We start from the raw sequence: 25,920 nt of genomic DNA on the forward strand, positions 1-25,920 counted from the left end.
GCGATGGCAGACGAGCCGAACCGCTTGATGCCTTCGCCCCTTTCCTCTAGCCAGCTTAAAAGAAGATTTTGCATTCAGCGGAAACCGCCATGACCCTCGTCGATACGCGTGAACCCGATCCGAAGAGTTTCATTTCCGGCGCCACGGGCGATTGGGAGATCGTCATCGGCATGGAGGTCCATGCCCAGGTGACGTCGGAGGCCAAGCTCTTCTCCGGCGCCTCCACCGATTTCGGTGCGGAGGCCAACGCCCATGTCAGCCTCGTCGATGCGGCCATGCCAGGCATGCTTCCGGTGATCAACGAGGAATGCGTGCGGCAGGCGATCCGCACCGGGCTCGGGCTGAAGGCGCAGATCAACAAGCGTTCGATCTTCGATCGCAAGAACTATTTCTATCCCGATCTGCCTCAGGGCTATCAGATCAGCCAGTTCAAGGATCCGATCGTCGGCGAAGGCATCGTCACGGTCTCGGTCGGCCCGGACAAAAGCGGCGAGTTCCGCGACATCGAAGTCGGTGTCGAGCGGCTGCATCTGGAACAGGATGCCGGCAAATCGATGCATGATCAGCATCCGACGATGAGCTTCGTCGATCTGAACCGTTCGGGTGTCGCGCTGATGGAAATCGTGTCGAAGCCGGACATGCGCTCGGCCGAAGAGGCGAAGGCCTATCTCACCAAGCTGCGCACGATCTTGCGTTATCTCGGAACCTGCGACGGCAATATGGACGAAGGCTCCATGCGTGCCGACGTCAATGTGTCCGTCCGGCGTCCCGGCGGTCCCTTCGGCACGCGCTGCGAGATCAAGAACGTCAACTCGATCCGCTTCGTCGGTCAGGCGATCGAATCGGAAGCCCGTCGCCAGATCGCGCTCATCGAAGATGGCGGCGTCGTGGATCAAGAGACGCGGCTCTTCGATCCGGTCAAGGGCGAGACGCGGGCCATGCGCACAAAGGAAGATGCGCATGACTATCGCTATTTCCCCGATCCCGACCTTCTGCCGCTCGAATTCGACCAGGCCTATATCGACGCCCTTCTCGCCGAGCTGCCGGAGCTTCCTGACGACAAGAAGGCTCGCTTTGTCAGCGAATCCGGTCTGTCGACCTATGACGCCTCGATCCTCGTCTCCGACAAGGCGATCGCCGACTTCTTCGAGAAGGTCGCCAAGGGCCGCGACGCCAAGCAGGCGGCCAACTGGGTCATCAATGATCTTCTGGGCGCCCTGAACAAAGCCGGCAAGGACATCGACGAAACGCCCGTTTCGGCCGACCAACTCGGCGCGATCCTCGATCTCATCCGCGAAGGCACAATTTCAGGCAAGATCGCCAAAGACCTCTTCGAGATCGTCTGGAACGAGGGCGGTGATCCCAAGGAGATCGTCGAGAGCCGCGGCATGAAGCAGGTGACCGACACCGGCGCGATCGAGAAGGCGGTGGACGAAGTGATCGCCGCCAATCCCGAAAAGGTCGAGCAGGCGAAGGCCAAGCCCTCACTCGCCGGTTGGTTCGTCGGCCAGGTGATGAAGGCGACGGGCGGCAAGGCTAACCCGCAGGCGGTCAACGCCCTCGTGAAGGAAAAGCTGGGGGTCGAATGACCTTCTTCATTCGCACGGCCGGGCGCGCCGATCTGCCGACGATCAGCGCGCTTCTCTCCGAAACGTGGCACGACACTTACGACGGTATCTATGGTGTTGACCGCGTCTCGGAGATCACCAAGTCCTGGCATTCGCTGAAAGCGCTCGAACCGCGATTGGGTCGCCCGGAATCGGAATTTGTCGTCGCCGACGACGGTCGGCGTCTGGGCGGCATGGCCTTTGCTGCCTCCTCGGACGCGCAGCGAAAGCTGGTCGTTCTGCACCAGCTCTATGTGCATCCGAGTGTCCAGGGACAGGGGATCGGAACCGAGCTTCTGCGGGAGATTTTCGAGGCGTTCCCGGATGCCTTGACGATCCGGCTGGAGGTCGAGGAAGCCAACGAAAAGGCTCTGAATTTCTACAAGAGCCACGGTTTCGTGGCGACGGGACGGACCGACAATTGCGGTGATCGGACGAGCGGAATTCCCGCCCTCGTTATGGAGCGACCTCTCGGCTAAGCTCTTTCGCCGGTCGCCCCCTCTTCCGCACCGCAAGGTGGACGTCGCATTCCGCTGCGCCAACTCGTCAGGCACGCGTCGCTTCTGGCGCGAACCGAGGAGTCGAGGCACGAAGATGCGCCTACTCAAGCTTTATTTCGGTTTCGAACGGGTGATCTCGCACCTCCTTCTGGTTGGGATGGTCGGCGTGGTTCTGCTCGCGGCCTGGAGCTTCTTTCGGGCAACGGCGCTCGCGCTGTTCGATCTCGGTCATCCGCTCGATTACTCGGCCTTCCAGACCTTATTTGATCGGGTTCTGGCCGCCATCATCGCGCTGGAACTCGCCCATTCGATCCATCAGATGGCGCTAGGCGACCATCGTCTCGCCCAGGTTCGAACCGTTGTCGTCATCGGCATGCTGGCTGTGGTGCGAAAGCTGATACTCCTCGAGGTCGACAGCACCTCGGGGGCGTTCCTCGTGGGCCTCGCGGCAACGATCCTCGCACTCGGTCTCGTTCTTCTGATGATCGGACATCTTCAAAAACGGGACGAACGGGAGCGGCAGAGCGCAAACCAGATCAGCACTGATGAAAAGGGGGAAGCTTGAGCGTTGCGCCGCGCCACAAGCTTTCCTCGTTGCAAAGCGACCTTTCGGCTGGCCTCTCATGGGTGGACAATGGGCGCGCGCCGCAGCATAAGACCGGTAACACAAGCGACGGGTGGCTCGATGAAAGAGTGGCTTCTGCAGATCTTCACATGGTGGAACGGGCAGACGATCGGTACCCGCTTCTACACATGGCGGCATGGCCGGAAGGTCGGTGAGGACGAATTCGGCAACGTCTATTACACCAATGCCGACAATACGCGCCGTTGGGTGATCTTCAACGGTCCGGTCGAGGCGACGACGATCCCCACGGGTTGGCATGGCTGGATGCATCACCGCGTGGCGACGCCGCCTTCCGAGGAGAACTATAAGCCTAGGGACTGGCAGAAGCCCTTCGTGCAGAATTGGACGGGCACCGGCAAAGCCTATCGGCCAGCCGGCTCGCTTCTGCGCCCTGGCCAGGAGCGCCCGCGCGTCACCGGCGAATACGACGCCTGGACCCCGTGATCGTCATCTGCGGTATACGGTTGTCTGGGCCGAGAAGCCGCATCCTGCCTGCGCGTTTTCAAATCCGTTGTCGAAAGGTGGCGAGGTGGATGCCCTAACAAGGCTCTTATCTCCACTTCGCCTTTCTTTGGTCCGGCTCGGTCGCTAGATCGGGAATGATAAGGGGAGCCGGTCCGTTCGGTTTCCCGGCACAATCTCGATTGGCTCTAAACCGTTTTCCTGAGCCCGGTCGAGGGCGAGTTGCCGCCCGAATGTTCCTTGCGCAAAGTCGACCATGCCGAAGCTTTCATCGATCCTCTTCCGATTTTCTCTCGCAGGGCTCGCCAGCTTAGCCGCATCCGGCCTGACATCAGCCGAAGCTCAGACGCGAATCGAGAATCCGGTCGCAGTCTTTTCGGGGCTCGACAAGATTACGGGCCGGCTCACCACATTCGACGTGTTCATCAACGAGACGGTTCAATTCGGCGCGCTTCAGGTCACACCAAAGGTCTGTCTGACGAGCGCCGAGGGCGAAGCGGCCAGGACCGACGCCTTCGTGGAAGTGGATGAGATTACTCTCGACCGCGATATCCAGCGCATTTTCTCAGGCTGGATGTTCGCCGCGTCTCCCGGGCTTAACGCGATCGAGCACCCGGTCTACGACGTCTGGCTCAAAGCCTGTAAGACGGAAACAGACGTTCCGGCGCCCGCCGAATAGAACGTCGCATCCGCTTCGATCGCCTCGGCAAGCCGTGCCTGATACACATCCCGCGTGATCTCGATCGCACCGAAGCGGGCGAGATGGCTGGTCAGGAATTGCGTGTCGAGGAGCGTGTAGCCCCCACGGACCATGCGCTCCCACAAAAAGGCGAGGGCAACCTTCGAGGCGTCCGTCTCGCGCGAAAACATGCTCTCGCCAAAGAAGGCGCCGCCCAGCGAGACGCCATAGAGACCCCCCACCAGAAAGCCGTCCCGCCAGGTCTCGACGGAATGGGCGTATCCCTCTTCGAAGAGCGCCAGATAGAGATTGCGAATGGTCGGGTTGATCCAGGTCTCGATCCGACCCGGTGCCGGCTCGGCGCAACCATCGACCACGGCCGCAAAGGCGGTGTCCACGGTCACGGTGAAGGTCTCGCGTTTGATAACCTTCTTCAGGCTTCGCGGGCAATGAAAACCGTCGAGCGGCAGGATGCCGCGCTCGTTCGGATCGACCCAGAAGAGGCGCGGATCGGTCGATGACTCGGCCATCGGGAAGATGCCGCAGGCATAAGCCTTCAGCAACACCGCCGGCGTGATCTCGAATCCTTTTCCGCGCCCGGTGCGGGCCATCTCCGCCCCTTAGTGCTTGTCGCCCTTGAGGAAATGCTCCAGCCAGTGGATGTCGTAACGACCGCGCTTGATGTCCTCATCTTCCACCAGATCACGGAAGAGGGGAAGCGTCGTCTTCACGCCATCCAGCACGATCTCGTCAAGCGCACGCTTCAATCGCATCATCGCTTCCTCGCGCGTGCGACCGTGAACGATCAGCTTGCCGACGAGGCTGTCGTAGAAGGGCGGAATTCGGTATCCGTGATAGGCGGCCGAGTCGATCCGCACGCCGAGCCCGCCGGGGGCATGGTAATGGGTGATCTCGCCGGGCGAGGGGGCGAAGGTTCGCGGGTCCTCGGCATTGATCCGGCATTCGATCGCATGGCCGGAAAAGACCACGTCCTTCTGCGTGACGGACAAGCCGTCGCCACTGGCGACACGGATCTGCTCATGAACGAGATCGAGGCCGGTCACTGCTTCTGTCACGGGATGCTCGACCTGCAGGCGTGTGTTCATCTCGATGAAATAGAACTCGCCGTCCTCGTAGAGGAATTCAATCGTTCCCGCGCCGCGATAGCCGAGGCCCTGCATCGCCTTTGCGCAGACCATCCCGATGCGCTCGCGCTGCTCGTTGGTCAGGGCCGGCGAATTGGCCTCTTCCCAAACCTTCTGGTGGCGGCGCTGAAGCGAACAATCGCGTTCGCCGAGATGGATCGCATTGCCCATACCGTCGCCGAAGACCTGCACCTCGATATGGCGCGGCTTTTCGAGATATTTCTCGATATAGACGGCGTCGTCGCCAAAGGCGGCGCCGGCTTCGGAGCGGGCGGTGGCGAGCGACACCGGCAATTCCTCGGCGTTTCGCGCGACCTTCATGCCGCGTCCGCCGCCGCCGGCCGAAGCCTTAACGAGCACCGGATAGCCGATCTCGGCCGCGATCTTCGCGGCTTCCTTATCGTCGGTGACTGCGCCGGGGGAGCCGGGCACCACCGGAATGCCAAGACGCTGCGCCGTCTTCTTGGCCTCGATCTTGTCGCCCATGACCCGGATATGCTCGGCGGTCGGGCCGATGAAGGTCAATTGATGGGCTTCGAGAATGTCGGCGAAACGAGCGTTTTCCGAAAGGAAGCCGTAGCCCGGATGGACGGCATCGGCGCCGGTGATCTCGCAAGCCGCGACGATCTGGGGAATGTTGAGATAGCTGTCGCGGGCGGGCGGCGGACCGATGCAGACGCTTTCATCCGCGAGGCGCACATGCATGGCCGAATTATCGGCCGTCGAATGGACCGCGACGGTCTGGATGCCGAGCTCTTTGCAGGCTCTCAGCACGCGGAGCGCGATCTCGCCACGATTGGCGATGAGGACTTTCGAAACCATGGGGTCGCGCCTTTAGCCGATGACGATGAGGGGTTCGCCGTATTCGACCGGTTGCGCGTTTTCGACCAAGATCTTGCGCACTGTTCCGGAGCGCGGCGAGGGGATGTTGTTCATCGTCTTCATCGCTTCGACGATGCAGATCGTGTCGCCTTCCTTCACGCTCTGGCCCACCTCGACATAGGCTTTCGCGCCGGGCGCCGGAGCGAGATAGACCGTCCCGACCATGGGGGAGGGAACAGCGCCCTCGTCGACGGCGGGCGCAGGAGCCGCGGCTGGCGCGCCACCCTGTTGAGCCGGTGCCGGCGCCGCGTGTTGCGGTGCCATCGGCGCCTGGACCTGAAAATGTTGCGGATAGACCATTGGGGCCGCTTCGACCTTCCGTGTCAGTCGGACCCGAAGCTTGTCGTGTTCTACCTCGATCTCGGTCAGTTCGCTCTCTCTGAGAATGCCCGCCAGCTGGCGTACGAGATCGGGGTCCACGCTTTTATCCGTCATTGTTTGTCCCTGTCGCTATCGCGTCGGCCGTTTCCCTCGGCACTTGAAAGTGGCCGCCCTCAGCAATTGGGCAAGGGCGATCAGGAGGGCCCGCGAGGCCGGTTTTCGTCCATCGCGCCGGTGCATGCACTCTTGGCGTCGCGATTTCAACGGTTCTAACCCGGCTTTCGACGACTTTGCGCCGGTTTTGGGGCGGTTTCGCTGTTTTTGATAGCCGTCAGCAGGAAGAGACCTGGCAGAGCCGCCTCGCCCCATCCCGTCTTCAGCTTTGGTTCGGCGTCAGCTGCAATCGGCCTTCCCGCATTCGCGCATGTTCCCGACAGCTTGTTTGAGCCCATCGATCCCGACGCGCGCCTGGATGACCTCGCCGCCGATCACGTAAGAGGGCGTCCCGTTGATCTGAAGATTGGCGGCGAGATCCTGGATCGCCTGCAGCTCTTGGATATGGCCCGTGTCGTTCATCTTCGCTTCGATCGCGTCGGCTTCGACGCCAAGATCCTTGGCGACTTCGAGGGCCGCGGCCTTGTCGGCCATCGACCGCCGGGCGAGCAGAGCGCGATGGAATTCGGGGTATTTCTGCGGCGCCAGATCGCGAAAGGCAAGGCTCACCCGCGAGGCTTCGATCGATTGCGGCCCGAGGATCGGAAATTCCTTGAGCACGAATCGCACATTGTCGTCGGCCTCGATCAGGGCGTTCATGTCTTCGAGCGCCTGCCGGCAATAGCCGCAATTGTAATCGAAGAACTCGACCACCGTGACGTCGCCATTCGGATTGCCGAGGACCATGCCCTCCGGGGCGTCGGTCAGCGTGTCACCGGCCTTCGCGATGACGTCGGCGCGTGCTTCGCGCTGAGCATTGGCCTGTTTGGTCTGCAGCGCATCCATCGCTTCGATGAGCACTTCCGGGTTGGCGATGAGATAATCGCGGATGATCGTCTCGATTGCGGCTTTCTCCTCGCCCTTGAAGGGCACCTCGGCGAGCGTCGGAGCGGTTGCTGCGCCAAGAGCGATCGCGCTCGCAAGCAGGGTCTTCGTCAGTAGCGATCTCATCGGATTATCCTTTTCGTCTCGTCCCTCGTCAGGGCCTGGGCGTCGATACGATATCGCGGGCTCTGCGTCCCGCAGGTGTCGAGGGCGCAAGTTTTTGGGCCGCGCGCGCAGCGAAAATGCGCGCATCCGTCAGGCGGCCTGTGTTCCAATATTGCTCGGCCGTCGCAAGTTCGGCCCGACCGATATCGCCTTTGCGGCCATAGGCCATAGCAAGGAAGCGATAGGCGTTGGCATTGCTCGGATCGCGTCGAAGCGCTTCCTCGATGAGATCGATGGCCTCCGGCAGCACGGCTGGATCGCCGCTGACGACCAGCGCCTGGCCGATCTCGGCTCGCAAAAGGCTGGAATTGGACCGATCGAGCTTGGTGGCCGTGCGATAGGCCTTGGCGGCTTCCGCGCCCCGCCCGGCTTCTAGAAGGATCTCGCCCTTCAATTCGGCGAACCAGGGATTTTGGGGGCGAGCGGCGATGAGCGCGTCGACCTTCTTCAGTGCTGAACTCGACGAGCCGGCGAGATGGGTCTCGATCGCGTCGCCGTAAAAGGCCGCGATCGATCGCGGATCGCGGGAGAAGAGACGCTTGGCATCGCCAGGACTCCCCGTATAGGCGGCGATCTTCGCGCGCGCGAGTTGATGGCGTTCGACAAGGCGGGGATCGTCCGGCTTGCTCCAATAGGGGCTGCGCCGCGCGGCATCCTCGATCGCGGCAGCGCGGTCGTTCGGCATGGGATGGGAGGAAAGGTAGTTGCGCCCGCTGGAGCGCGAGAAGAAGCTCTGACGATCGAGATTGCGGAAGGAATCGACGAGGCCGCGTCCGGACAATCCGGCCCGTTCGAGATAGGTGAGGGCGGCGCGGTCTGCGGTCATCTCCTCTCCACGCTTGTAGGCCATCAGATCGCGGGCCGCGAGACCCGTGCCGCCGGCCATGATGCCGGTGCCGGCCTGTGCCGCTTCGCGCGAACCGGTGGCGGCGCCCGCCGCCGCGACGCCAAGCCCTAAGAGGCTGGTGACGGCGGTCAGCACCTTGGCGTTTTCGATGCGCTCGCGAAGACGGAGCTGATGGCCGCCGGCGAGGTGCCCCATCTCATGGGCGAGCACGCCTTGTAGCTGGCCGGGCGTCTCCGTCGCCAGGATCGCGCCAGTGTTGACGAAGATGCGGCTGCCGGACACGAAGGCGTTGAAATCGGACGAATTGACCAGAATGATCTCGATGCCCGAACGCGACAGACCGGCGGCCTTCAGGAGCGGCGCGGCGTATTCCGTGACGAGCTGTTCGATCTCCGCATCGCGGACGATCGGCAGATTACCCTTGGACGACGGAGCGGCTTCGGCAACGGGGCCTGTCAAGGCGACGCAAGCTGCGGCCATGGCAGACAGGCCGGTCCGGGCGAGCGAGCTGATACGTCGGAACATGTCGAAAGAGACCTCCGGCTTCGATTTCGACAGGGGTTGCATTCGGCCGGTCGAGACCGTCAAACCATCGTCGAGACGACCACTCCTCGTCACCTCAAGGTGGCGAAAGGACGGCATCACGCTTGGCCGAAGCCGATTGCGAGCACAAGAGAGGCATTATGGATACACCTGGTTTCAAGCCTTCGGCCCGGGCCCATGTGGAACCGTTTCGGGCGATGGCGGTCATGGCGGCGGCGAACCGGCTGAAGGCCGCCGGGTCGAAGGTCTTGTCCCTGGCCGTCGGGCAGCCGGCGGCGCCGGCTCCACGCGCAGCAAGAGAGGCGGCTCAGGCGATGCTCGCCCATGGCCGCGTCGCTTACACCGATGCGATGGGGCGGGCCGACATCCGTGAGGCGATCGCCGGACACTATGAACAGGCGCATGGCGTCGTTATCGATCCCCGGCGGGTGATGATCACCTCGGGTGCGTCCGCCGGATTCAACATCGCCTTTCTGGCGGCGTTCGACGTCGGCGCGCGAATCGCCATCGCCTCGCCGGGCTATCCGGCCTACCGCAACATCATGCGCGCGCTCGGCATCGAGCCGGTGGAGATCGCCGTCGGACCCACCGAGGACTATGTCTTGACCGCGGACCGGCTCGAAGGCGTCTTTGCCGAACGGCCTTTCCAAGGCGTTCTGATCGCCAATCCCGCCAATCCGACGGGCACCATGACGTCGCCTGAGGACTTCAGGGCGATCGTCGAATTCTGCGACCGGCGCGGTGTGCGCTTCATCTCCGACGAGATCTATCATCGTCTGGGTTTCGGCAAGCCGGAAGTGAGCGCCCTCGAATTTACTCAAAGCGCCGTGGTCGTGAATTCCTTCTCGAAGTATTACGCCATGACAGGCTGGCGGATCGGCTGGGCGGTTTTGCCGGAGGACCTTGTCGAGGTCTCGGAACGCATCGGCCAGAATCTCTATATCTCCGCGTCCGAAATCTCCCAGGTTGCGGCGCTCGCCGCTCTCGGGGCGAGCGAGGAACTCGATGCGGTGCGCGAAACCTATCGACGCAATCGCGAGCGGATGATCGCCGAACTGCCCGGCATCGGCTTTCGCGACATCGCGCCGATCGACGGGGCGTTCTATGCCTATGCCGCGATCCCTGACGGTGATTGGAACGCGACGCAATTCGCCAAGGCACTGCTCGACGAGAGCCTTGTGGCGGTGACGCCCGGCATCGACTTCGATCCGGTGAGCGGGGCTCGCTTCGTTCGTCTGTCCTATGCTTGCGACGAGACGAGCCTTGCCGAAGCCTTGGAGCGGATGGGGCACTTCGTCACCCGTCGCTAAGGGCCCTCATCATGAGAAAGGCGGGGGCCGAAGCACCCCGCCGTCCTGTGTTTTCAGTCATTTCTAATCCGGTGGGGGGCCGACGCCTATGATGCGCGCGGCCGCCGCTTTCAGCCGCCGGATCCGCTCAAAGAAACCCCCGACGAGACCACCAGCCGGTGCGGCGCGGCCGCTCATCCTCGCCCTCGCTCTCGCTGCCAGAGGTGACGACCGGTTGGGTCAACGGCGCCGCTGTCGCCGCGGGCTCGTCGACCGTCTCGCTTGTCATATCCGCGTCAGCCTCTGCCACGTTCTCTGCGACCGGAGGCGTTTCGGTATCGGCGGATGGCTGCTCTTCAGACGCCGCTGCTTCAACCTGCTGAGGCTCTTTCTCGCCTTCGGCGGACACGGAGACAGCAGCGGCCTCGGCGCGATCGCTTTCAATTACCGCAGACTTGGTCTCCAGAACCTCGACCTCATCGGATGTGTCGTTGTATGCCGCGACTGGCGCTGCGCTTTCATCCTGATTTGTGGGCTCGACCAATTTCGCGACCGGCTCGTCGAGCCGTTCGTCGGCGTTGGCCGCCGGCGTCGGAGCCGTTTCGGCTTCCGGAGCCTCGTCCAAGGTCGACGTCACGACCGGTTCGCTCAAATCCGGCTCGACAACACCCTTTTCGGCTGGCGTCTCGGTGTCGGCTGCGCTGACCGGTTCCTCCGCCTCAGGGCCCTGGTCCGAAGTCTCGCCGCTCTTCTGTTCACCCGGCTTTGCATCGTCAGACGGTGCCTTGGCGCTTGAAGCCGCGACGGCGTCGCCGTCATGGCGCTCGTCATTGTCGTTCGCCTGGTCGTCGCGATTGTTGGTCCCGTCGCGATGACGACGACCGCCGCGACGACCCCGACGGCGCCGGCGCCGACCAGAGCCGTTCTGGCCGTTTTCGTCATTGTCCGAGTCGCTCGTCTCATCGTCGCTGTCGTCATCGGAATCGTCATCGTCGGACGCGCTCTCGGCATCGCCGTTCGTCTCGGCTTCGTCTCCTTTGCCGCCGCGCCGCCGCCGCCGGCGTCGTTTGCGCCGCTTGTTGCCGCTGTCGTCATCCTCGTCGCTCTCAGCGATCAAATTCCGGGCCTCAGGCTCCGAGGCTTCCACGCTTTCGTCCTCGGCCTCGAGAGCCGCGGCCTCGCGCGCCAGTTCCTCGTCGATCGCATCTTCCGCGCTCATCGAGATCGGGCTGACGAATTCCTTGGTGATCGGCTGGGTCGAGGGGCCACCCGCCTCGATCGTCAGGCCCTGATGGCCGATGGAGGCGTCGGCCTCGATCAGGATGCGCAGGCCATGCGTTTGCTCGAGATCGTCGATGTGATGACGCTTCTCGTTGAGGATATAGAGCGCCGTCTCGATCGGCACTTTCACGATGATGTCGTTGCTGGCGTTCTTCTGGATATATTCCTCGATATGGCGGACCGCATGGAGCGCCAGAGAGGAGGCCGAACGGATGAGCCCTGCGCCTTCGCAGACCGGGCAGGCGCGCATGGTCGATTCCAGGACGCTCGCGCGGATACGCTGACGGCTCATCTCCAGAAGGCCGAAATGCGAAATCTTGCCGACCTGGATTCGCGCCCGGTCGTTCTTCAGGCAGTCCTTCAGCTTCTTCTCGACGGCGCGATTGTTGCGCTTCTCGTCCATATCGATGAAGTCGACCACGATGAGGCCGGCGAGATCACGCAGGCGCAGCTGGCGCGCGACCTCCTCGGCCGCCTCCAGATTGGTCTGGAGAGCCGTCGATTCAATCGACATTTCGCGGGTCGAGCGACCCGAATTGACGTCGATGGCAACCAGCGCTTCGGTCTGGTTGATGATGATGTAGCCGCCCGATTTCAGCGTCACATGGGGCTGCAGCATCTTGTCGAGCTGGCCCTCGATCCCTTGGCGCGCAAAGATCGGCACGGGCTCGTTATAGGGCTGAACCGCTTTCGCCTGGCTCGGCATCAGCATCCGCATGAAGTCCTTGGCTTCGCGGTAGCCGGCTTCGCCGGAGACGAGAACCTGGTCGATGTCCTTGTTGTAGAGGTCGCGGATCGACCGCTTGATGAGGCTGCCTTCCTCGTAGACGAGGGCGGGCGCCGTAGACTGCAGCGTCAGCGTGCGCACCGACTCCCAAAGCCGCATCAGATATTCGTAGTCGCGCTTGACCTCGGCCTTGGTGCGGTTCGCTCCGGCCGTGCGCAGAATGATGCCCATGCCGCGCGGCACGTCGAGTTCGCGCACGACGTCCTTCAGACGCTTGCGATCGGCCTGGTTGGTGATCTTGCGCGAAATGCCGCCGCCGCGCGCCGTGTTCGGCATGAGAACCGAATAGCGTCCTGCGAGTGACAGATAAGTGGTTAGTGCGGCGCCCTTGTTGCCGCGCTCTTCCTTGACGACCTGGACGAGCAGGATCTGTCGGCGCTTGATGACCTCTTGGATCTTATACTGCTTGCGGGGACGAGCCTGACGGACAGGCACCTCCTCCATCGCGTCCTCGGACCCGATCTCGTCGATGTCGTCGGAATCGTCGTCCGAGCCGTTGTCGTCATCGCCGTCCTGGTCGTTGCCGTTGCGCGCCTCGGCATTCGGCTTGCGCCGACCGCGCCGACGTCCGCGCCCACGGCGAGCGCCATTTGAGCGCTCCGAGGAGGGGCCACCTTCCTCGTCTTCAGATGATGAATCGTCCGAATCGGAGTCGTCAGCCTCCTCGTCTTCGGCGTCCTCGTCATCATCCTCGTCGGAGCTGTCGTCCTCGTCCTCGGCGCTATCGCTGTCGTCGTCTTGGTCGTTGTCCCGATCGTGCTTCCGCGCCTTCACTTCACCGGAGGCGTCGTCGTCGGCTTGGATGCCTGCTTCGTCCGATGCGCCATCCTGCTGCGCGTTCGGAGCATCGTCACCCGCCGTAATTGCGTCTGCGTCGCCATCATAGGAAGACGCAACCGACGTCTCGTCCGAGCCGTCGCTATCGATCTCGACACCATCCGTGTCGACGCTCTCGGAAACGCTATCCTCGTCGGAACGCTTGCGCGCGGCCGCCTTGGCAGGCCGGCGCCGACGCTTCTCAGGCCGCTCGACGACGTCGTCTTCGTCGTCGTCTTCGTGACCACGAGCCAACTCCTCGGCCAGAAGCGCTTCGCGATCGGCCTTGGGGATCTGGTAATAGTCGGGATGGATTTCGCTGAAAGCCAAGAACCCGTGACGGTTCCCACCATATTCCACGAAGGCGGCCTGCAGGGACGGTTCGACCCGGGTCACTTTCGCGAGATAGATATTTCCTTTCAGCTGCTTCTTATGCTCGGACTCGAAATCGAATTCTTCGACGCGATTACCGCGGACGACGACGACGCGCGTCTCTTCCGGATGGGACGCGTCGATCAGCATTTTGTTGGCCATGGACACTCTCCAAGGCCCGGTCGCTACGATCGGCTAGGCTTCTGAACGATGGCAAGGCGGAATACGTAAGGCGCCGGGCCGCAAGCAGATCCGTCGCTCGATCCCCCGCTTCCGCTCTCAGCCGCGAGACGCTTCTGTCCGCTCGTGCGGACTGCGTTTCCTGCGGCGATGGTCGGAGCATCGTGGTCAAGACGGACCCTTGCAAATACGACTGGGTGGCTGCTTTCACAGCCGATGGATGGCCGACCCCATTTGATATCCAGGGCGAGGCCGTATGCCGGGCGAGGGCTCATAAGCACGCTCCCGGCAGGAATTCGGGAAGCCTTCTTCGGACGAACGGGACGAATGGCGTGACCAGACGAGCGGCATGGATCGCCGTTCTCGTCTCCGCCGAATAATCGTCGTCGCGCTGCCGATCCCTTTGATCGTCATCCCGACTGGGGCTTCTGCGTTACTCTTATGCGTTGCCTGGAAAAGAAACAAGGGCACAAAACCCCGTGGCTGGCTTCGCGCAAGCTAAGGCATCACAGTATGGCGATGGTGGCCTTGTATCGCTTTAGCGCCTTCCGACTGCCGACGGGACAGGCCGACGACGAGGTGAGACGCGTCAAGCCCTGGCCACATTCCTCACGGATCGGAGCGGGGAGCGGCGTCGATGTCCTTGAGAGATGCGCTCGGTCAGAAGCTGTCTCTCGTTGGCTTTCGCAATTGACATTCTTTTGAGGGGAGGCGGTGAATTGTGATACGGGCTTCAAATCCAGGAGATGAATTGTCGAAACGTCGGGCGCGTTCCAATTTAAGACGCGGCTCGGTGCGACCTTAAGGAAAGCGAGAGGGACGCGATCCATGCGGGGACGCGATCTTTGGCGGCGCGCACTGACGGCTGCCCGGCGCGGATCATGCGCCAAGAGGCGGGCTGCAGCTGTCCTATTGCTTTCGCTTGCGGCTTTGCTGGCGTGCCTCCCGCAATCGGCAAGTGCCGAAACTGCAGTGGTCACGGCCGTTGACATTATGAAGGCGAGTGACGGCGAACAGGTCATCCGGTTCGAATTCACGACAGCGCCGGCGGCCCGGCTTATCCTCCTCAAGCATCCCGACCGGATCGCGCTCGATTTCAGCGACGCAATTCCGGCGGTCGAACCAAACGGCACGGACGCGGCGACGCTCATCGAGACGCTGCGACATGGGGCCACCGGTCCCGAGCGCTATCGCTATCTCCTGACGCCGAGCCGCCCGGTGGAGGCCAGTCTCGTCGATGTCGGTGCTCCGGCTGGACGCCCAACCTATGAATTGCGACTATCGGAATCGGGCGCCGATACCGCCATAGTCGGCGCAAACGCTATTTCCCCCAATGTGACCGAGGCTAATGCCCGTGCGACCGGTGTAACTGCCGGTGAGGCAACGGGCGAGGGACATCATTTCACCATTGTCATCGATCCCGGCCATGGCGGCGTCGACAATGGGGCGATCGGCGAGAACGGCGTCAAAGAGAAGGATATCAATCTCGCAGCGGCCAAAAGCCTGCGGGACAGTCTGGAGACGGTCTCCAGCATCCGGGTCGTCCTCACCCGCGAGGACGACCGCTTCATTGCGCTCGGCGAGCGCACGGCCTTTGCCCAGAAGAAAGACGCCGACCTCTTCATTTCGCTCCATGCCGATAGCATCCGCTATCACGGGCTTCGCGGCGCAACGATCTATACGTTATCCAACAGGGCGTCCGATGCTTTGTCGCGCGAGATCGTCGAGAACGAAAACGCGGCCGATCAATATGGCGCTCCGGACCTTGCCGCCGAAGCCCCGGAGGTCTTTGACATCCTTCTCGACCTGACGCGCCGCGAGACGGTCGGTTATTCAGAGCATTTCGCCACGGCGCTTCTGGAAGATTTTCGCAAAGCCGGGATCCGGCTCATCAACAACCCGAAACGCTCCGCCGGTTTCCGGGTGCTGAAAGCGCCCGACGTGCCGTCCGTCCTCGTCGAAATGGGGTTTCTTTCCAACGAGAAGGACGCCGAACTCCTGATGAGCGAGGCTTGGCGCGAGAAGACGATGGGGACGCTGGCTCATTCCATCATTAGCTTTTATCGGCTGGACAAGACTGCCGAAGCCCGGGAGGCCGGAGGCGAAGATGCGGATCGGCGCCAGCTTTCGGCGGCCACTGTGTCAGACGAGTAACAGGTGGCGGAACGAAGGCGAATGAGGCGCCATCGGTTCACGCCCGCGCCGCATTTTCCCTGCATGGGAGATCGGGCGAGGGGCGCGAAAGTCTAGGGTCAGCCCATTAAGGGCGCGTTGACGACGTTTACCGGGACGAAATTAGCCGGCAGCGAAAATCGGTTCTGGCGGGGGCTTGGGGCTTGGCGCCTAGACCCGCGACCCCGCAGGGTGACAATGATAAAGATCGCGCCAAGGCGAGCTCCGAATCGTGGGTTTGCAAGGCGTTGACAAGGACCTGCGGCGAGGGTCCGCATGGGTTGAGGCGACAGATTCATGATCAGACTGATCGGCTATTTCTTCGGGATCGGATCCGTTCTGTTTCTCCTCGTGGCAGGTGGTGTAGCCTGGTATGTGGAGAAGATCGGGGACGGGTTGCCGGACTACCAGGTCCTGGCCGACTACCAGCCGCCGGTTACGACCCGCGTCCATGCCTCCGACGGCGCCTTAATGGCCGAATATGCGCGCGAACGTCGCTTGTTCCTGCCGATCCAGGCGATCCCGAATCGGGTGAAGAACGCCTTCCTGTCAGCGGAGGACAAGAACTTCTACACACATCCGGGCGTCGATATTGAAGGCATTGCGCGCGCTGTCATGGTGATGGCCCAGGGCCAACGCATGCAGGGCGCTTCGACGATCACCCAGCAGGTCGCCAAGAATTTCCTTCTGTCGAATGAGCGGACCTTCGACCGCAAGGTCAAGGAAGCGATCCTTTCCATGCGGATCGAGCAGGCCTATCCGAAGGACAAGATCCTGGAGCTCTATCTCAACGAGATTTATCTCGGCATGGGCTCCTATGGCATTGCCGCCGCGTCGCTCGCTTATTTCGACAAGTCGGTGAACGATCTGACCATCGAGGAAGCGGCTTATCTGGCCGCGCTTCCCAAGGCGCCGGAAAACTATAATCCCTATCGCAACCCGGACGAGGCGAAGAGACGGCGCGATTGGGTCATTGGCCAGATGGTGCAGAACGGCTTCATCACCGCCGAGGAAGGCGACGCCGCAAAGGCGCGTCCGTTCGAGGTCAACCCGCGGCCATCAGGCACTTATCTCGCCACGGCAGAGTATTTCACCGAGGATGTGCGGCGCGAGATCATTCAACGCTATGGCATCGATGCGCTCTATGAGGGCGGTCTGTCGGTCCGAACGACGCTCGATCCCCAGCTTCAGAGCTTTGCCCGCGCAGCGCTGCAGAAGGCGCTTGTCGATTTCGACCAGAAGCATGGCTGGCGCGGTCCGGTGAAGCATGTCGAACTCGGCAGCGACTGGGGTGTGGCGGTCGGCGAGGTGCCGGCCTTCACCGACGTGCCCGAATGGCGGCTCGCCGTCGTTCTGTCGGCAAACGACGGCGAAGCGAGTATCGGCCTTCAGCCGGAGCGCGTAGGCGGCAACAAGCTGTCCTCGGCGCGCGAGATCGCCACGCTCGACAAAGCGAATATGAAATGGGCGATGACGCTCAACACATCGGAGAGAAAGGGGCGCGTCGGCAGCGTTTCCGACGTACTCTCACGCGGTGACGTTGTCTATGTCCAGGCCGGCGACGATGGCTGGAAGCTGCGTCAGCCGCCGGAAGTGCAGGGCGCATTGGTCGCCATGGAGCCAGAGACCGGACGCGTTCGCGCCATGGTCGGCGGGTTCTCCTATTCGGAATCGGAGTTCAATCGCGCCTCTCAGGCCTATCGCCAGCCGGGCTCCTCCTTCAAACCCTTCGTTTATGCGACCGCGCTCGACAATGGTTACACGCCGGCTTCGGTGATCCTCGATGCGCCGATCTCCTTGCCCGATGGCACTGGTGGATTCTGGACGCCTTCGAATTACGGTGGCGGTTCGGCGGGTCCCTCGACATTGCGCCTCGGCATCGAGAAAAGCCGCAATCTCATGACCGTGCGACTGGCGCGGGATATGGGCATGAAGCTCGTGGCCGAATATGCCGAGCGCTTCGGCATCTATGACAAGCTGAAGCCCTATCTTCCGATGGCTCTCGGCGCCGGCGAGACGACGGTGCTGCGCATGGTCGGCGCCTATTCGGTTCTCGCCAATGGGGGACGCTCGATCGAGCCGACCCTGATCGATCGCATCCAGGACCGCTACGGTCGCACCATCTACAAGCACGACCGCCGCTTCTGCGCCGAGTGCAATACGCCGGACTACCAAGGCCAGTCCGAACCGGAACTCGTCGACGAGCGCGATCAGGTCCTCGACCCGATGACCGCCTATCAGATCACTTCCATGATGGAAGGCGTCGTTCAGCGCGGAACCGCGACCAAAGTGCGCGAACTCGGCTTCCCCGTCGCCGGCAAGACCGGCACGACGAATGAGGAAAAGGATGCCTGGTTCGTCGGCTTCACCCCCGATCTCGTTGCCGGTATCTATCTCGGCTACGACCAGCCGCGTCCGATGGGGCATGGAGCGACGGGTGGTGGCCTTGCGGCGCCGGTCTTCATCGACTTCATGAAGGAGGCAATGAAGGGCAAGCCGCCGGTCGATTTTAAGGTGCCGGAAGGTATGGAGCTCGTCGCGGTCAACCGCAAGACAGGCATGCGCAGTTCGGGTGGCGGAGCCGACGTTATCATGGAGGCCTTCAAGCCCGGAACGGGGCCAGCCGACAGCTACAGCGTCATCGGCATGGATGCGGTCGCCTCGGACGTGCAGCGCGGGGTCGTCTCCGAACAGACACGCCAGGCCATCTCGGCGGGGGCGGGCGGCCTCTTTTAAGGCCGGCTCGTGTGAAGCCTTGGAGCGCTGAGCAGCGAAAGCGAGAGCTCGGCCCCTCACCCGGTGGTGGTCAAAGCGATTGTCGATCCCTATAAGAACGTCTTAATCCGCTTTGAGGCGAGGCGGGCGCGTTTCACGCCCGCCTTCGTCATGTCCGGTGCCGCCTGATTGGTCTGTGCGGCTGGATGGACCTCGAAGTCGGACGTCCATTGGCAGAAAGCGAAAGGGAGACTTGGGCTTGCGCGCCGAGATCGAACATATTGTCGACGAGACCAAGCAGGCCATTGGCCTGCTGAGGAGGCATCTTTGACTGGGATAAGTCTCTCAAGCGTCTCGATCATCTGAATACCAAGGCCGAGGACCCTTCCATCTGGGACGATCCCATGGAAGCCCAGGGGCTGATGCGCGAGCGCCAGCAGCTCGAGGAAAGCATTGCGGCGATCCGACAACTCGAGCAGCGTCTGACGGACAATGTCGAACTCATCGCCATGGGCGAGGAGGAAAATGATGAGGGCATCGTCGCCGAGGCCGAAACGGCTCTGAAAGAGCTGAAGGTCGAAGCCGACAAGCGTCAGATCGAAACGCTTCTCTCGGGCGAAGCCGATTCCAACGATACCTATCTGGAAGTTCATTCGGGCGCCGGCGGCACCGAGAGCCAGGATTGGGCCGAGATGCTGGAGCGGATGTATATTCGCTGGGCCGAGCGCTCGCGCTTCAAGGTCGAAGTCTTGGAAGAACAGGGTGGCGAAGAAGCCGGCATCAAGAGCGCCACGCTCCTGATCAAGGGCCACAATGCCTATGGCTGGGCGAAGACCGAGTCCGGCGTCCATCGGCTCGTGCGAATCTCGCCCTATGACAGCCAGGCGCGCCGTCACACCTCTTTCGCGTCAGTCTGGGTCTATCCGGTGGTCGACGACACGATCGACATCCAGGTTTCGGAATCGGATGTGCGTATCGACACCTATCGGGCGTCCGGCGCGGGCGGCCAGCACGTCAACACGACGGACTCGGCCGTTCGCATCACTCATATCCCGACCGGCATCGTCGTCGCCTGTCAGCAGGAGCGCTCGCAGCACAAGAACCGCGCCACGGCGTGGAACATGCTGAAGGCCCGTCTCTACGAGGCGGAGCTCGAAAAGCGCGAGGCCGAAGCGAATGCGGAAGCAGCCTCCAAGACCGATATCGGCTGGGGCCATCAGATTCGCTCCTATGTCCTTCAGCCCTATCAGCTGGTCAAAGATCTGCGGACGGGCATCGAGCACACGACGCCTCAGGAAGTGCTGGACGGCGATCTCGACGGCTTCATGGAAGCCGCGCTCGCTCACCGCGTCCATGGCAAGGAAAGCGATGTCGAGGATGTCGACTAGAGCAAGGTGAAGGCCTGCATGCCGAGTCAATGAATGCAAACGGCCTCCGGACTGACATCCGGGGGCCGTTCCATTGGTGAGGTCCGCTCGTCTGGACCAAGGCGTGGCCAGGGTTTGAGCGGCTTTCAAAATCCGTATCGCGAAGCGATCAAACGGATTTCGTATCAGATGCGCACGCCTATGCGCAGGCCACCCCAATGGCGGCCATGGACTATAATCGGCGCTGAGAGGTCCTTCATCAGGACGAAGACGCCGCCGCCCATGTCTCGGCGATAGGTCTGCATCAAGAAGGGCTCGGTGTTGCGGCCGGCGGCGAGCCCCGTCCGGTCGTTGAAGATGCGGCGGTTCCGGCAATTCGCCGCGTTCCAGACCGGGTCAGCGCCTTGCGGCTGCGAATAGATGCGGTTGTGTGTCGGAATATAGCCTTTGCGATCGATGGCGGCGCAGAAGGCAACGCGACTGTCAGCTTCCAACATAGCTTCCTGGATGTCGGGCATGATGCGGTCGGTCAATTCGGTGAAGCGGGTTATATACTGAACGGGATCGGAGCCTTCGATGGGCCGATAAGCCTCGTCGAACAGATCCTCCATGCGAATGATGCCGTTGTCGACGGCCTCTTCGATCAGCTTGCCGGCGTGAGCAGCGTCGGCCATGCATCGCGCGATGAGAGCGCTGTCAGGCGTTTCGACGCCGCTATGGGCGACAAGACCGACCAGGCGCTCGGCGAAGGAAACCAAGCCGTCAAAGCTTTCCGCCGCTATGCCGAGATGGGAAACGCTGGCTTGAACGTCTTCATTCAGCTCGTTGGCTTCATGCGTCACCTGTGCGACCAGACGGCGGGTCAAGGCGAGGGGATCGGAGACGCTCTCCATCCGTTCGACCATCGTCCCGATCGAGGCGGTGACCGTGTCGAAGGCTTTCAGATCCGTCTCGATCTGAGCCGCCCGCTCCATCGCGGTTCCGGCGGCCGCGCCATTTTGGGCGTTCAGGGCCTGAAGACGCTTGACCGTTCCGCTCATCGCGCCCACCCGGCCGATGATTTCGCGAGATGTGACGGAGGTTCTGTCGGCCAGCTGCTTGATCGATTCGGCGATCACGGCAAAACCCTTGCCTTCTTGACCGGCACGCGCCGCCATGATGCCGGCATTGATGGCGAGCAGCTGGGTCTGGGTCGCGATTTCCTGGACTGTCTCCGAAAAGCCGTTGATCGCCTTGAGCTCGCCGACGACCCGGTCGAGATCCGTGGTGAGTTCGGCGGCGACCTTCGCCATGCCGGCAATCTCGCGGCTGGCCTGTTCAAGCGAATGGCGGATCGTGCCCGATTTTTCATCCACCTCGCGATGAGACTCCACCGCGATGGTGATCGCCGTCCGTGTCGCATCATCGACCATTCGATTGGCCTGATCGATTTCGCCGACCGCATGAGCGAGGTGATCGAGCGTCGCAGCCTGGCCTGAGAGCGTCTTCGAGACATCGCCGACCGTGCCGTTCAATTCGGCGATCGTGATGGAGAGTACATCGACGCTGCCACCAATCTCGACGAGGGCCTTTGCGGCTTCGTCCGCCGGCGCCATTCGAACTGAACCGGCGGCACCGAACGGGGTGGCGACAGGCTCCGCATCAATATCATCGATGTGCCGAACGGCTGCAGTATAGGCCATGAATGAGGTCTCCCGATCGATCAAAATATTGCTTTGGTATCCTGACAATTTTGTTAATTCGCAGAAAACTCATTGTGGTTCTTGCCCTTAAGTCCAATCCGGGGGCACCCCTTTCTCTATGATTCTGTGAATACTGTTCGAGCTCGCTGCGGCGGCTAGGTCCGCCACGGCATGGCTCAGTTTTAGAGATCGGATGGGGTGACTGGACGATTGCGATGTGAGTCTTAGTCCGTCCAGTGCCTGCTATCGTTTAGGAATCTGGTCGTATGAACGAATGCTGGTAAATCTCATCGCGCACCAATATCTTCACGCGAATTGGAAGTAGCTGGAAAACGGAACCGTCCATGATCGTCGGAACTTCGATCGTCAGCCGTGGCGCATGGCAGGACGCTGCCGATACGATCACACTCGACGAACAGGCGCGCCATCGTCGCCGAATGGCCATGGTCTCGGATGGCGGCATCGCCTTTCTACTTGATCTGGCCGAGGCAGTTTTGATTCGCGATGGCGACGCCATTCTCCTGTCCGATGGGCGTCATGTGGAGGTGAAGGCGCGGCCTGAGTCTCTTCTCGAAGTGCGCGGGCGCAATGGAGGCCATCTCGTCGCTCTGGCTTGGCAGATCGGCAATCGGCATCTGCCAGCCGAATTGCACGAAGACCGGATCGTGATCCGCAAGGATCGGGTCATCGCCGAAATGCTTGAGGGCCTCGGGGCGCGTTTGACGGTGGTCGAGGCCAGCTTCGATCCGGAAGGCGGTGCTTATGGCGATCGGCATATGCCGCATCATCACCATCATACGGACCACCCCGAGGCCGGACAGACTTTGCCCCGGCTGAACCGCGGCCTCACTGGCTACGAGCCGAAGGCATGAGCCAAACGAGCGCTCTTGGCGCGCCCGCGACGAGGACGCCAGAGGCCCCGAACGATGCCGACGATCTGCGGCGTTTGACGGCGCTCATGACGCTTTTTTCGCCAAGCTTTCCGATTGGGGGCTTTGCTTGGTCCCACGGTCTCGAATCGGCCATCCGCGAGGGTCGGGTTGAGGACGCCGCGACGACGCGGGACTGGATCGCCTTCCTGTTGGCGCATGGGAGCGGCTGGACCGATGCGGTTCTTTTCGCGGAGGCTTGGCGGGCGAGTTCGTCAAACGACACTTCGCGCTTGAGAGAAGCGAACGCCTTGGCCCTCGCACTTCCGGGCGCAGCGGAACGGCGCCTGGAATCGGAGCATCTCGGAGAGGCCTTTTGCCGGGCATCGCTTCCCTGGAGAGGCGATATGCCGGCGATGCGTGATCGCGCTATTGCCTATGCGATCGCGGCGGGATGGCTCGCCGCAAAGCTCGACCTGCCACTTCAGGCCTCGCTTGCTGCCTTTCTCAACGGATTCGTTTCCAATCTCGTCCAAGCGGCATCTCGACTGGTTCCCCTTGGCCAAAGCGAAGCCGTTCAAATCCTCCACGACCTGTCCGAAAAGATCGTCGCCAGCGCACGAGAGGCGAGCGGGGCATCCCTGGACGATCTCGGATCGGCGGCGCTAGTCTCGGACATTGCCGCAATGCGGCACGAAACGCTTCAACCAAGGCTCTTCCGCTCATGATCAAAGCTCACGGCCCTTTGCGCGTCGGAATCGGCGGTCCCGTCGGTTCGGGCAAGACCACGCTCGTCGAAAAGCTCTGCAAGGCTGCCCGAGACCATTGGTCGATCGCCGTCGTCACCAACGACATCTATACGCGTGAAGACGCCGAGGCGCTGGTGCGCGCCCAGGCGCTGACGTCCGATCGCATCGTCGGTGTCGAGACCGGCGGCTGTCCCCATACGGCGATCCGCGAGGATGCCTCGATCAACATGCGCGCGATCCGCGATCTGACGGACCGGCATCCCGATCTCGACCTGGTCCTCGTGGAATCGGGTGGTGACAATCTCGCGGCGACCTTCTCGCCGGATCTCGTCGATCTCTCGATCTATTTGATTTCGGTCTGCCAAGGCGACGACATTCCGCGCAAAGGCGGCCCGGCGATCACGCGGTCCGATCTTCTCATCGTCAACAAGACTGATCTCGCACCCCATGTGGGCGCCGATCTGGACCGCATGCGGACCGATGCCGCCAAAGGGCGCGGCGAGCGTCCGACCGTCTTCGCCGACCTCAAGCATGGCCGAGGCATCGGCGATATCCTGGCCTTTCTCGCCCGAACGGGTGGTCTTTCCGCGATCGAGAGCGCTGCATGACCCGTCTTTGGCTGAAAACGCCGCTCGCCGTCCTGGCCGATGGCGGAGATGGTGGGATCGTCATCGAGGACGGCCGGATCGTCGAAATCCTCGCCTCGGGCGCGAACCCGTCGGCGCCGGTGGACGAGACCTTCGATGCCTCTCGGCATGTGGTTCTTCCGGGGCTCGTCAACACCCATCACCATTTCTACCAGACCCTGACGCGGGCCCATCCGCAAGCAATCGATAAGGAGCTCTTCCCTTGGCTCCAGAGCCTTTATCCAATCTGGGCGCGTCTCGACCCTGACAGTTTCCGTCTCTCCGTCCGGCTCGCTTTGAGCGAACTTCTCATGTCGGGCTGCACCACGGCGGCGGACCATCATTATCTTTTCCCTGGCGGTCTCGACGATGCGATCGACATCGAGGCCGAGGAAGCCCAAAGCGTGGGCATGCGCGTGACGCTGACACGCGGTTCGATGGATCTGTCCGAAAAGGATGGCGGCTTGCCGCCGGACAGCGTCGTCCAGGATGCCGACACGATTCTTGCCGATTCCGAAAGGCTGATCGGCCGCTATCATGACCGTAGCGAAGGCGCGATGGTGCAGATCGCTCTTGCGCCCTGTTCACCCTTCTCGGTGACCAAGCGGCTGATGATGGAGAGCGCCGCGCTCGCCGAACGCCATGAGTGCCGGCTTCACACCCATCTCGGCGAAACCGAGGACGAGAACGCCTTTTGCGAAGAACGATTCTCCTGCCGGCCGGTGGATTATCTTGAGGAGGTCGGCTGGCTCGGTCCCCGCACCTGGCTCGCCCATGGCATCCATTTCACCACCGAGGAATGTGCGCGGCTCGGTCGGCACAAAGTCGGCGTCTGCCATTGCCCGGCATCCAACGCAGTGCTGGCCTCGGGTTTCTGCCCGGTCAACGAATTGAGGGCTGCCGGTGCACCGGTGGGGCTCGGTGTCGATGGCTCGGCGTCGAACGATGCATCCAATCTGATGGAGCAGGTTCGCCACGCCTTGATGGTCGGGCGGCTGAACTATCGTTCGGCGACGGCGATCACGGCACGTGAAGCGATCGATCTTGCGACCGTTGGCTCCGCCTCCTGCCTTGGCCGCACCGATATCGGCCGCATCGCTATCGGTCTTCAGGCCGACTTTGCGCTGTTCACCCTCGACGAGCTGCGCTTTTCCGGCGCTCACGATCCGATCGCGGCGCTCGTGCTGTGTGGGGCGACGCGCGCAGATCGGGTGATGGTCAAAGGGACCTGGCGCGTCTTGGACGGTTTGCCGGTCGGTCTGGACCTTGCCCGATTGCGCGACGAGCATGGCGCGGCGGCCTTGCGCTTCGCATAAGGCCGAACTTTGCGTCAGCGGTCCTGCGTCACCGGAACTTGCCGGATCTGCACTCCGCGCCCGCCATCGTCGAAGAGGAGGTCGACCGTCGGGAGGTGGCCGTCTTTCGGCGCCTCCTCGATCGGGACGGTGAAACGCGCCGTCCCGGCACTCGCCTCTTCCGCTTCCGGTTCGCCGAAATACCAGCCCTTGGGACCCATCACATAAAGATCGCGAAGGTTATCGGCATCATCGCCGGTCCGGGTGACATGAAGAATTTCGTCATCCAGGGCGACGGTGACGCCGGATATGTCGGCAAGCTCTGGAAGCTTGGCGAAGGCTTCGGTCACCTTCGCTCTCGACGCCTTGCTCGGTGCAGCCTCCAAGCGCGCTTGAATGGGGATGCAGATTTCGTCGCAAACGCCGATAAAGACATCCGCGACGATCGGCGTCCCGCTCGCATGGCCTTCCGCAAGCGCAATTTCGAAGGGGAAATCCACCGCCGTCTTGAACCCGTTGGCGCGCGCAAGATCCTCGCCGAATCGGTGGGGCAGGGGCGTTTCGATCCGTGCCGAGGCGATGCCTCCCGTTCGCGAGAAATCGATCGTCGGCGGAATTCCCGATGCACCGGGATCGAGCCAATAGGTCTTCCAGCCCGGGCGAAGATCAACCGTCAGCGTTCCACGGACCACATCGGCTCCGTCTGCTTCGTCAACCTGCAACGTCAGGATCGCTGGTTCCTCGATATGCCGTTCGCTCGCTACGGACTTCACGGACGAGCCGAAGAGAAAGAGGAGGCCCGCCGCCAACCTTGTCATCCGAGCGCGGGCAAGACGGGAGCGTCGGCATGTGAAGGTGGACAGCACTTGCGTTCATCCTTTGCGCAAATTCTCGTCACTGGACCAA

20 protein-coding genes and 1 pseudogene are annotated in these 25,920 nt (G+C 62.2%); 13 read left to right on the top strand and 8 right to left on the bottom strand.

Annotated features, from left to right (window positions below; all coding sequences use genetic code 11):
* Nucleotides 1-89: 89 nt before the first annotated feature.
* The 5 genes from gatB (at nt 90) to B9A15_RS05575 (ending at nt 3,873) form a co-directional block, all read left to right on the top strand.
* Nucleotides 90-1,589 carry an Asp-tRNA(Asn)/Glu-tRNA(Gln) amidotransferase subunit GatB gene (gene gatB, locus B9A15_RS05555; protein ID WP_084409039.1) on the top strand — a complete coding sequence of 500 codons (1,500 nt, stop codon included), beginning with the start codon at nt 90-92 and terminating at the stop codon, nt 1,587-1,589.
* Complete coding sequence (locus B9A15_RS05560) at nt 1,586-2,086, top strand: GNAT family N-acetyltransferase (RefSeq protein WP_084409040.1); 501 nt, start codon at nt 1,586-1,588, stop codon at nt 2,084-2,086. The genes gatB and B9A15_RS05560 overlap by 4 nt, the downstream gene beginning before the upstream one ends.
* A gap of 115 nt (nt 2,087-2,201) precedes the next feature.
* Complete coding sequence (locus B9A15_RS05565) at nt 2,202-2,672, top strand: phosphate-starvation-inducible PsiE family protein (RefSeq protein ID WP_084409041.1); 471 nt, start codon at nt 2,202-2,204, stop codon at nt 2,670-2,672.
* A gap of 120 nt (nt 2,673-2,792) precedes the next feature.
* Nucleotides 2,793-3,176, top strand: a complete 384-nt coding sequence (locus B9A15_RS05570; RefSeq protein WP_084409042.1) for an NADH:ubiquinone oxidoreductase subunit NDUFA12 — start codon at nt 2,793-2,795, stop codon at nt 3,174-3,176.
* Between the two features lie 274 nt (nt 3,177-3,450).
* Nucleotides 3,451-3,873 (top strand): DUF2155 domain-containing protein, encoded by a 423-nt coding sequence (locus tag B9A15_RS05575; protein WP_084409043.1) that lies wholly within the window; start codon nt 3,451-3,453, stop codon nt 3,871-3,873.
* On the opposite strand, the gene aat is transcribed toward B9A15_RS05575, so the two are convergent.
* From aat to B9A15_RS05600, 5 genes are all read right to left on the bottom strand, one after another.
* Nucleotides 3,813-4,484, bottom strand: coding sequence for a leucyl/phenylalanyl-tRNA--protein transferase (gene aat / locus B9A15_RS05580; protein ID WP_084409044.1), 672 nt, complete (start codon nt 4,482-4,484; stop codon nt 3,813-3,815). The two genes, B9A15_RS05575 and aat, sit on opposite strands and share 61 nt — an antisense overlap.
* A 9-nt stretch (nt 4,485-4,493) precedes the next feature.
* Nucleotides 4,494-5,840, bottom strand: a complete 1,347-nt coding sequence (gene accC, locus B9A15_RS05585) for an acetyl-CoA carboxylase biotin carboxylase subunit (RefSeq protein ID WP_084409045.1) — start codon at nt 5,838-5,840, stop codon at nt 4,494-4,496.
* A 12-nt stretch (nt 5,841-5,852) separates the two neighbouring features.
* Complete coding sequence (gene accB / locus B9A15_RS05590) at nt 5,853-6,335, bottom strand: acetyl-CoA carboxylase biotin carboxyl carrier protein (protein ID WP_084409046.1); 483 nt, start codon at nt 6,333-6,335, stop codon at nt 5,853-5,855.
* A gap of 279 nt (nt 6,336-6,614) precedes the next feature.
* The gene (locus tag B9A15_RS05595) at nt 6,615-7,385 is read right to left on the bottom strand and encodes a DsbA family protein (protein ID WP_084409047.1); all 771 of its coding nucleotides are present in this window, start codon (nt 7,383-7,385) and stop codon (nt 6,615-6,617) included.
* A 28-nt stretch (nt 7,386-7,413) separates the two neighbouring features.
* Entirely contained in the window at nt 7,414-8,796 is a 1,383-nt protein-coding gene (locus tag B9A15_RS05600; protein ID WP_244556806.1) for a M48 family metalloprotease, read from the bottom strand.
* 158 nt (nt 8,797-8,954) lie between these two features.
* Here B9A15_RS05600 and B9A15_RS05605 point away from each other — a divergent pair, with 158 nt between their 5' ends.
* Nucleotides 8,955-10,124, top strand: a complete 1,170-nt coding sequence (locus B9A15_RS05605) for a pyridoxal phosphate-dependent aminotransferase (protein ID WP_084409141.1) — start codon at nt 8,955-8,957, stop codon at nt 10,122-10,124.
* 1,036 nt (nt 10,125-11,160) lie between these two features.
* On the opposite strand, the pseudogene B9A15_RS05610 reads toward B9A15_RS05605, so the two are convergent.
* A pseudogene (locus tag B9A15_RS05610) lies at nt 11,161-13,521 on the bottom strand (Rne/Rng family ribonuclease); the annotation flags it as partial.
* A 1,011-nt stretch (nt 13,522-14,532) separates the two neighbouring features.
* Here B9A15_RS05610 and B9A15_RS05615 point away from each other — a divergent pair.
* From B9A15_RS05615 to prfB, 3 genes are all read left to right on the top strand, one after another.
* On the top strand, nt 14,533-15,693 hold the full coding sequence (locus B9A15_RS05615) for an N-acetylmuramoyl-L-alanine amidase family protein (protein ID WP_170923178.1): 1,161 nt from the start codon (nt 14,533-14,535) through the stop codon (nt 15,691-15,693).
* 315 nt (nt 15,694-16,008) lie between these two features.
* Nucleotides 16,009-18,447 carry a penicillin-binding protein 1A gene (locus B9A15_RS05620; protein WP_084409050.1) on the top strand — a complete coding sequence of 813 codons (2,439 nt, stop codon included), beginning with the start codon at nt 16,009-16,011 and terminating at the stop codon, nt 18,445-18,447.
* 238 nt (nt 18,448-18,685) lie between these two features.
* Nucleotides 18,686-19,814, top strand: a protein-coding gene (prfB, locus tag B9A15_RS05625) for a peptide chain release factor 2 (RefSeq protein ID WP_139798218.1) whose coding sequence is annotated in 2 segments (ribosomal slippage) — nt 18,686-18,754 and nt 18,756-19,814 — 1,128 coding nt in all. Because the reading frame shifts where the segments join, the coding sequence is not laid out codon by codon here.
* Nucleotides 19,815-19,978: 164 nt separating this feature from the next.
* On the opposite strand, the gene B9A15_RS05630 is transcribed toward prfB, so the two are convergent.
* The gene (locus B9A15_RS05630; protein WP_084409052.1) at nt 19,979-21,475 is read right to left on the bottom strand and encodes a methyl-accepting chemotaxis protein; all 1,497 of its coding nucleotides are present in this window, start codon (nt 21,473-21,475) and stop codon (nt 19,979-19,981) included.
* Between the two features lie 344 nt (nt 21,476-21,819).
* Between B9A15_RS05630 and B9A15_RS05635 the strand changes: the two genes are divergently transcribed.
* From B9A15_RS05635 to B9A15_RS05650, 4 genes are read left to right on the top strand one after another with little or no spacing between them, the layout of a single operon-like run.
* Nucleotides 21,820-22,347, top strand: coding sequence for an urease accessory protein UreE (locus B9A15_RS05635; RefSeq protein ID WP_084409053.1), 528 nt, complete (start codon nt 21,820-21,822; stop codon nt 22,345-22,347).
* Nucleotides 22,344-23,072, top strand: a complete 729-nt coding sequence (locus B9A15_RS05640; protein WP_084409054.1) for an urease accessory protein UreF — start codon at nt 22,344-22,346, stop codon at nt 23,070-23,072. Before B9A15_RS05635 ends, B9A15_RS05640 begins: the two co-directional genes overlap by 4 nt.
* Complete coding sequence (gene ureG, locus B9A15_RS05645; protein ID WP_084409055.1) at nt 23,069-23,701, top strand: urease accessory protein UreG; 633 nt, start codon at nt 23,069-23,071, stop codon at nt 23,699-23,701. The genes B9A15_RS05640 and ureG overlap by 4 nt, the downstream gene beginning before the upstream one ends.
* Entirely contained in the window at nt 23,698-25,035 is a 1,338-nt protein-coding gene (locus tag B9A15_RS05650; RefSeq protein WP_084409056.1) for an 8-oxoguanine deaminase, read from the top strand. The genes ureG and B9A15_RS05650 overlap by 4 nt, the downstream gene beginning before the upstream one ends.
* 14 nt (nt 25,036-25,049) lie before the next feature.
* On the opposite strand, the gene B9A15_RS05655 is transcribed toward B9A15_RS05650, so the two are convergent.
* Complete coding sequence (locus tag B9A15_RS05655; protein WP_084409057.1) at nt 25,050-25,880, bottom strand: protein-disulfide reductase DsbD domain-containing protein; 831 nt, start codon at nt 25,878-25,880, stop codon at nt 25,050-25,052.
* Nucleotides 25,881-25,920: the final 40 nt, after the last annotated feature.

The sequence above is a fragment of the Fulvimarina manganoxydans genome (assembly GCF_900176465.1).
In the GTDB taxonomy this organism is placed as follows: domain Bacteria; phylum Pseudomonadota; class Alphaproteobacteria; order Rhizobiales; family Rhizobiaceae; genus Fulvimarina; species Fulvimarina manganoxydans.

Coding starts and splice junctions, on each gene's coding strand:
- B9A15_RS05635 (WP_084409053.1), top strand. CDS start 21,820: ATGATCGTCGGAACTTCGATCGTCAGCCGTGGCGCATGGCAGGACGCT.
- B9A15_RS05600 (WP_244556806.1), bottom strand. CDS start 8,796: ATGTTCCGACGTATCAGCTCGCTCGCCCGGACCGGCCTGTCTGCCATG.
- B9A15_RS05575 (WP_084409043.1), top strand. CDS start 3,451: ATGCCGAAGCTTTCATCGATCCTCTTCCGATTTTCTCTCGCAGGGCTC.
- B9A15_RS05620 (WP_084409050.1), top strand. CDS start 16,009: ATGATCAGACTGATCGGCTATTTCTTCGGGATCGGATCCGTTCTGTTT.
- gatB (WP_084409039.1), top strand. CDS start 90: ATGACCCTCGTCGATACGCGTGAACCCGATCCGAAGAGTTTCATTTCC.
- accC (WP_084409045.1), bottom strand. CDS start 5,840: ATGGTTTCGAAAGTCCTCATCGCCAATCGTGGCGAGATCGCGCTCCGC.
- B9A15_RS05570 (WP_084409042.1), top strand. CDS start 2,793: ATGAAAGAGTGGCTTCTGCAGATCTTCACATGGTGGAACGGGCAGACG.
- accB (WP_084409046.1), bottom strand. CDS start 6,335: ATGACGGATAAAAGCGTGGACCCCGATCTCGTACGCCAGCTGGCGGGC.
- B9A15_RS05595 (WP_084409047.1), bottom strand. CDS start 7,385: ATGAGATCGCTACTGACGAAGACCCTGCTTGCGAGCGCGATCGCTCTT.
- B9A15_RS05615 (WP_170923178.1), top strand. CDS start 14,533: ATGAAGGCGAGTGACGGCGAACAGGTCATCCGGTTCGAATTCACGACA.
- B9A15_RS05630 (WP_084409052.1), bottom strand. CDS start 21,475: ATGGCCTATACTGCAGCCGTTCGGCACATCGATGATATTGATGCGGAG.
- ureG (WP_084409055.1), top strand. CDS start 23,069: ATGATCAAAGCTCACGGCCCTTTGCGCGTCGGAATCGGCGGTCCCGTC.
- B9A15_RS05650 (WP_084409056.1), top strand. CDS start 23,698: ATGACCCGTCTTTGGCTGAAAACGCCGCTCGCCGTCCTGGCCGATGGC.
- B9A15_RS05605 (WP_084409141.1), top strand. CDS start 8,955: ATGGATACACCTGGTTTCAAGCCTTCGGCCCGGGCCCATGTGGAACCG.
- B9A15_RS05565 (WP_084409041.1), top strand. CDS start 2,202: ATGCGCCTACTCAAGCTTTATTTCGGTTTCGAACGGGTGATCTCGCAC.
- B9A15_RS05640 (WP_084409054.1), top strand. CDS start 22,344: ATGAGCCAAACGAGCGCTCTTGGCGCGCCCGCGACGAGGACGCCAGAG.
- B9A15_RS05560 (WP_084409040.1), top strand. CDS start 1,586: ATGACCTTCTTCATTCGCACGGCCGGGCGCGCCGATCTGCCGACGATC.
- aat (WP_084409044.1), bottom strand. CDS start 4,484: ATGGCCCGCACCGGGCGCGGAAAAGGATTCGAGATCACGCCGGCGGTG.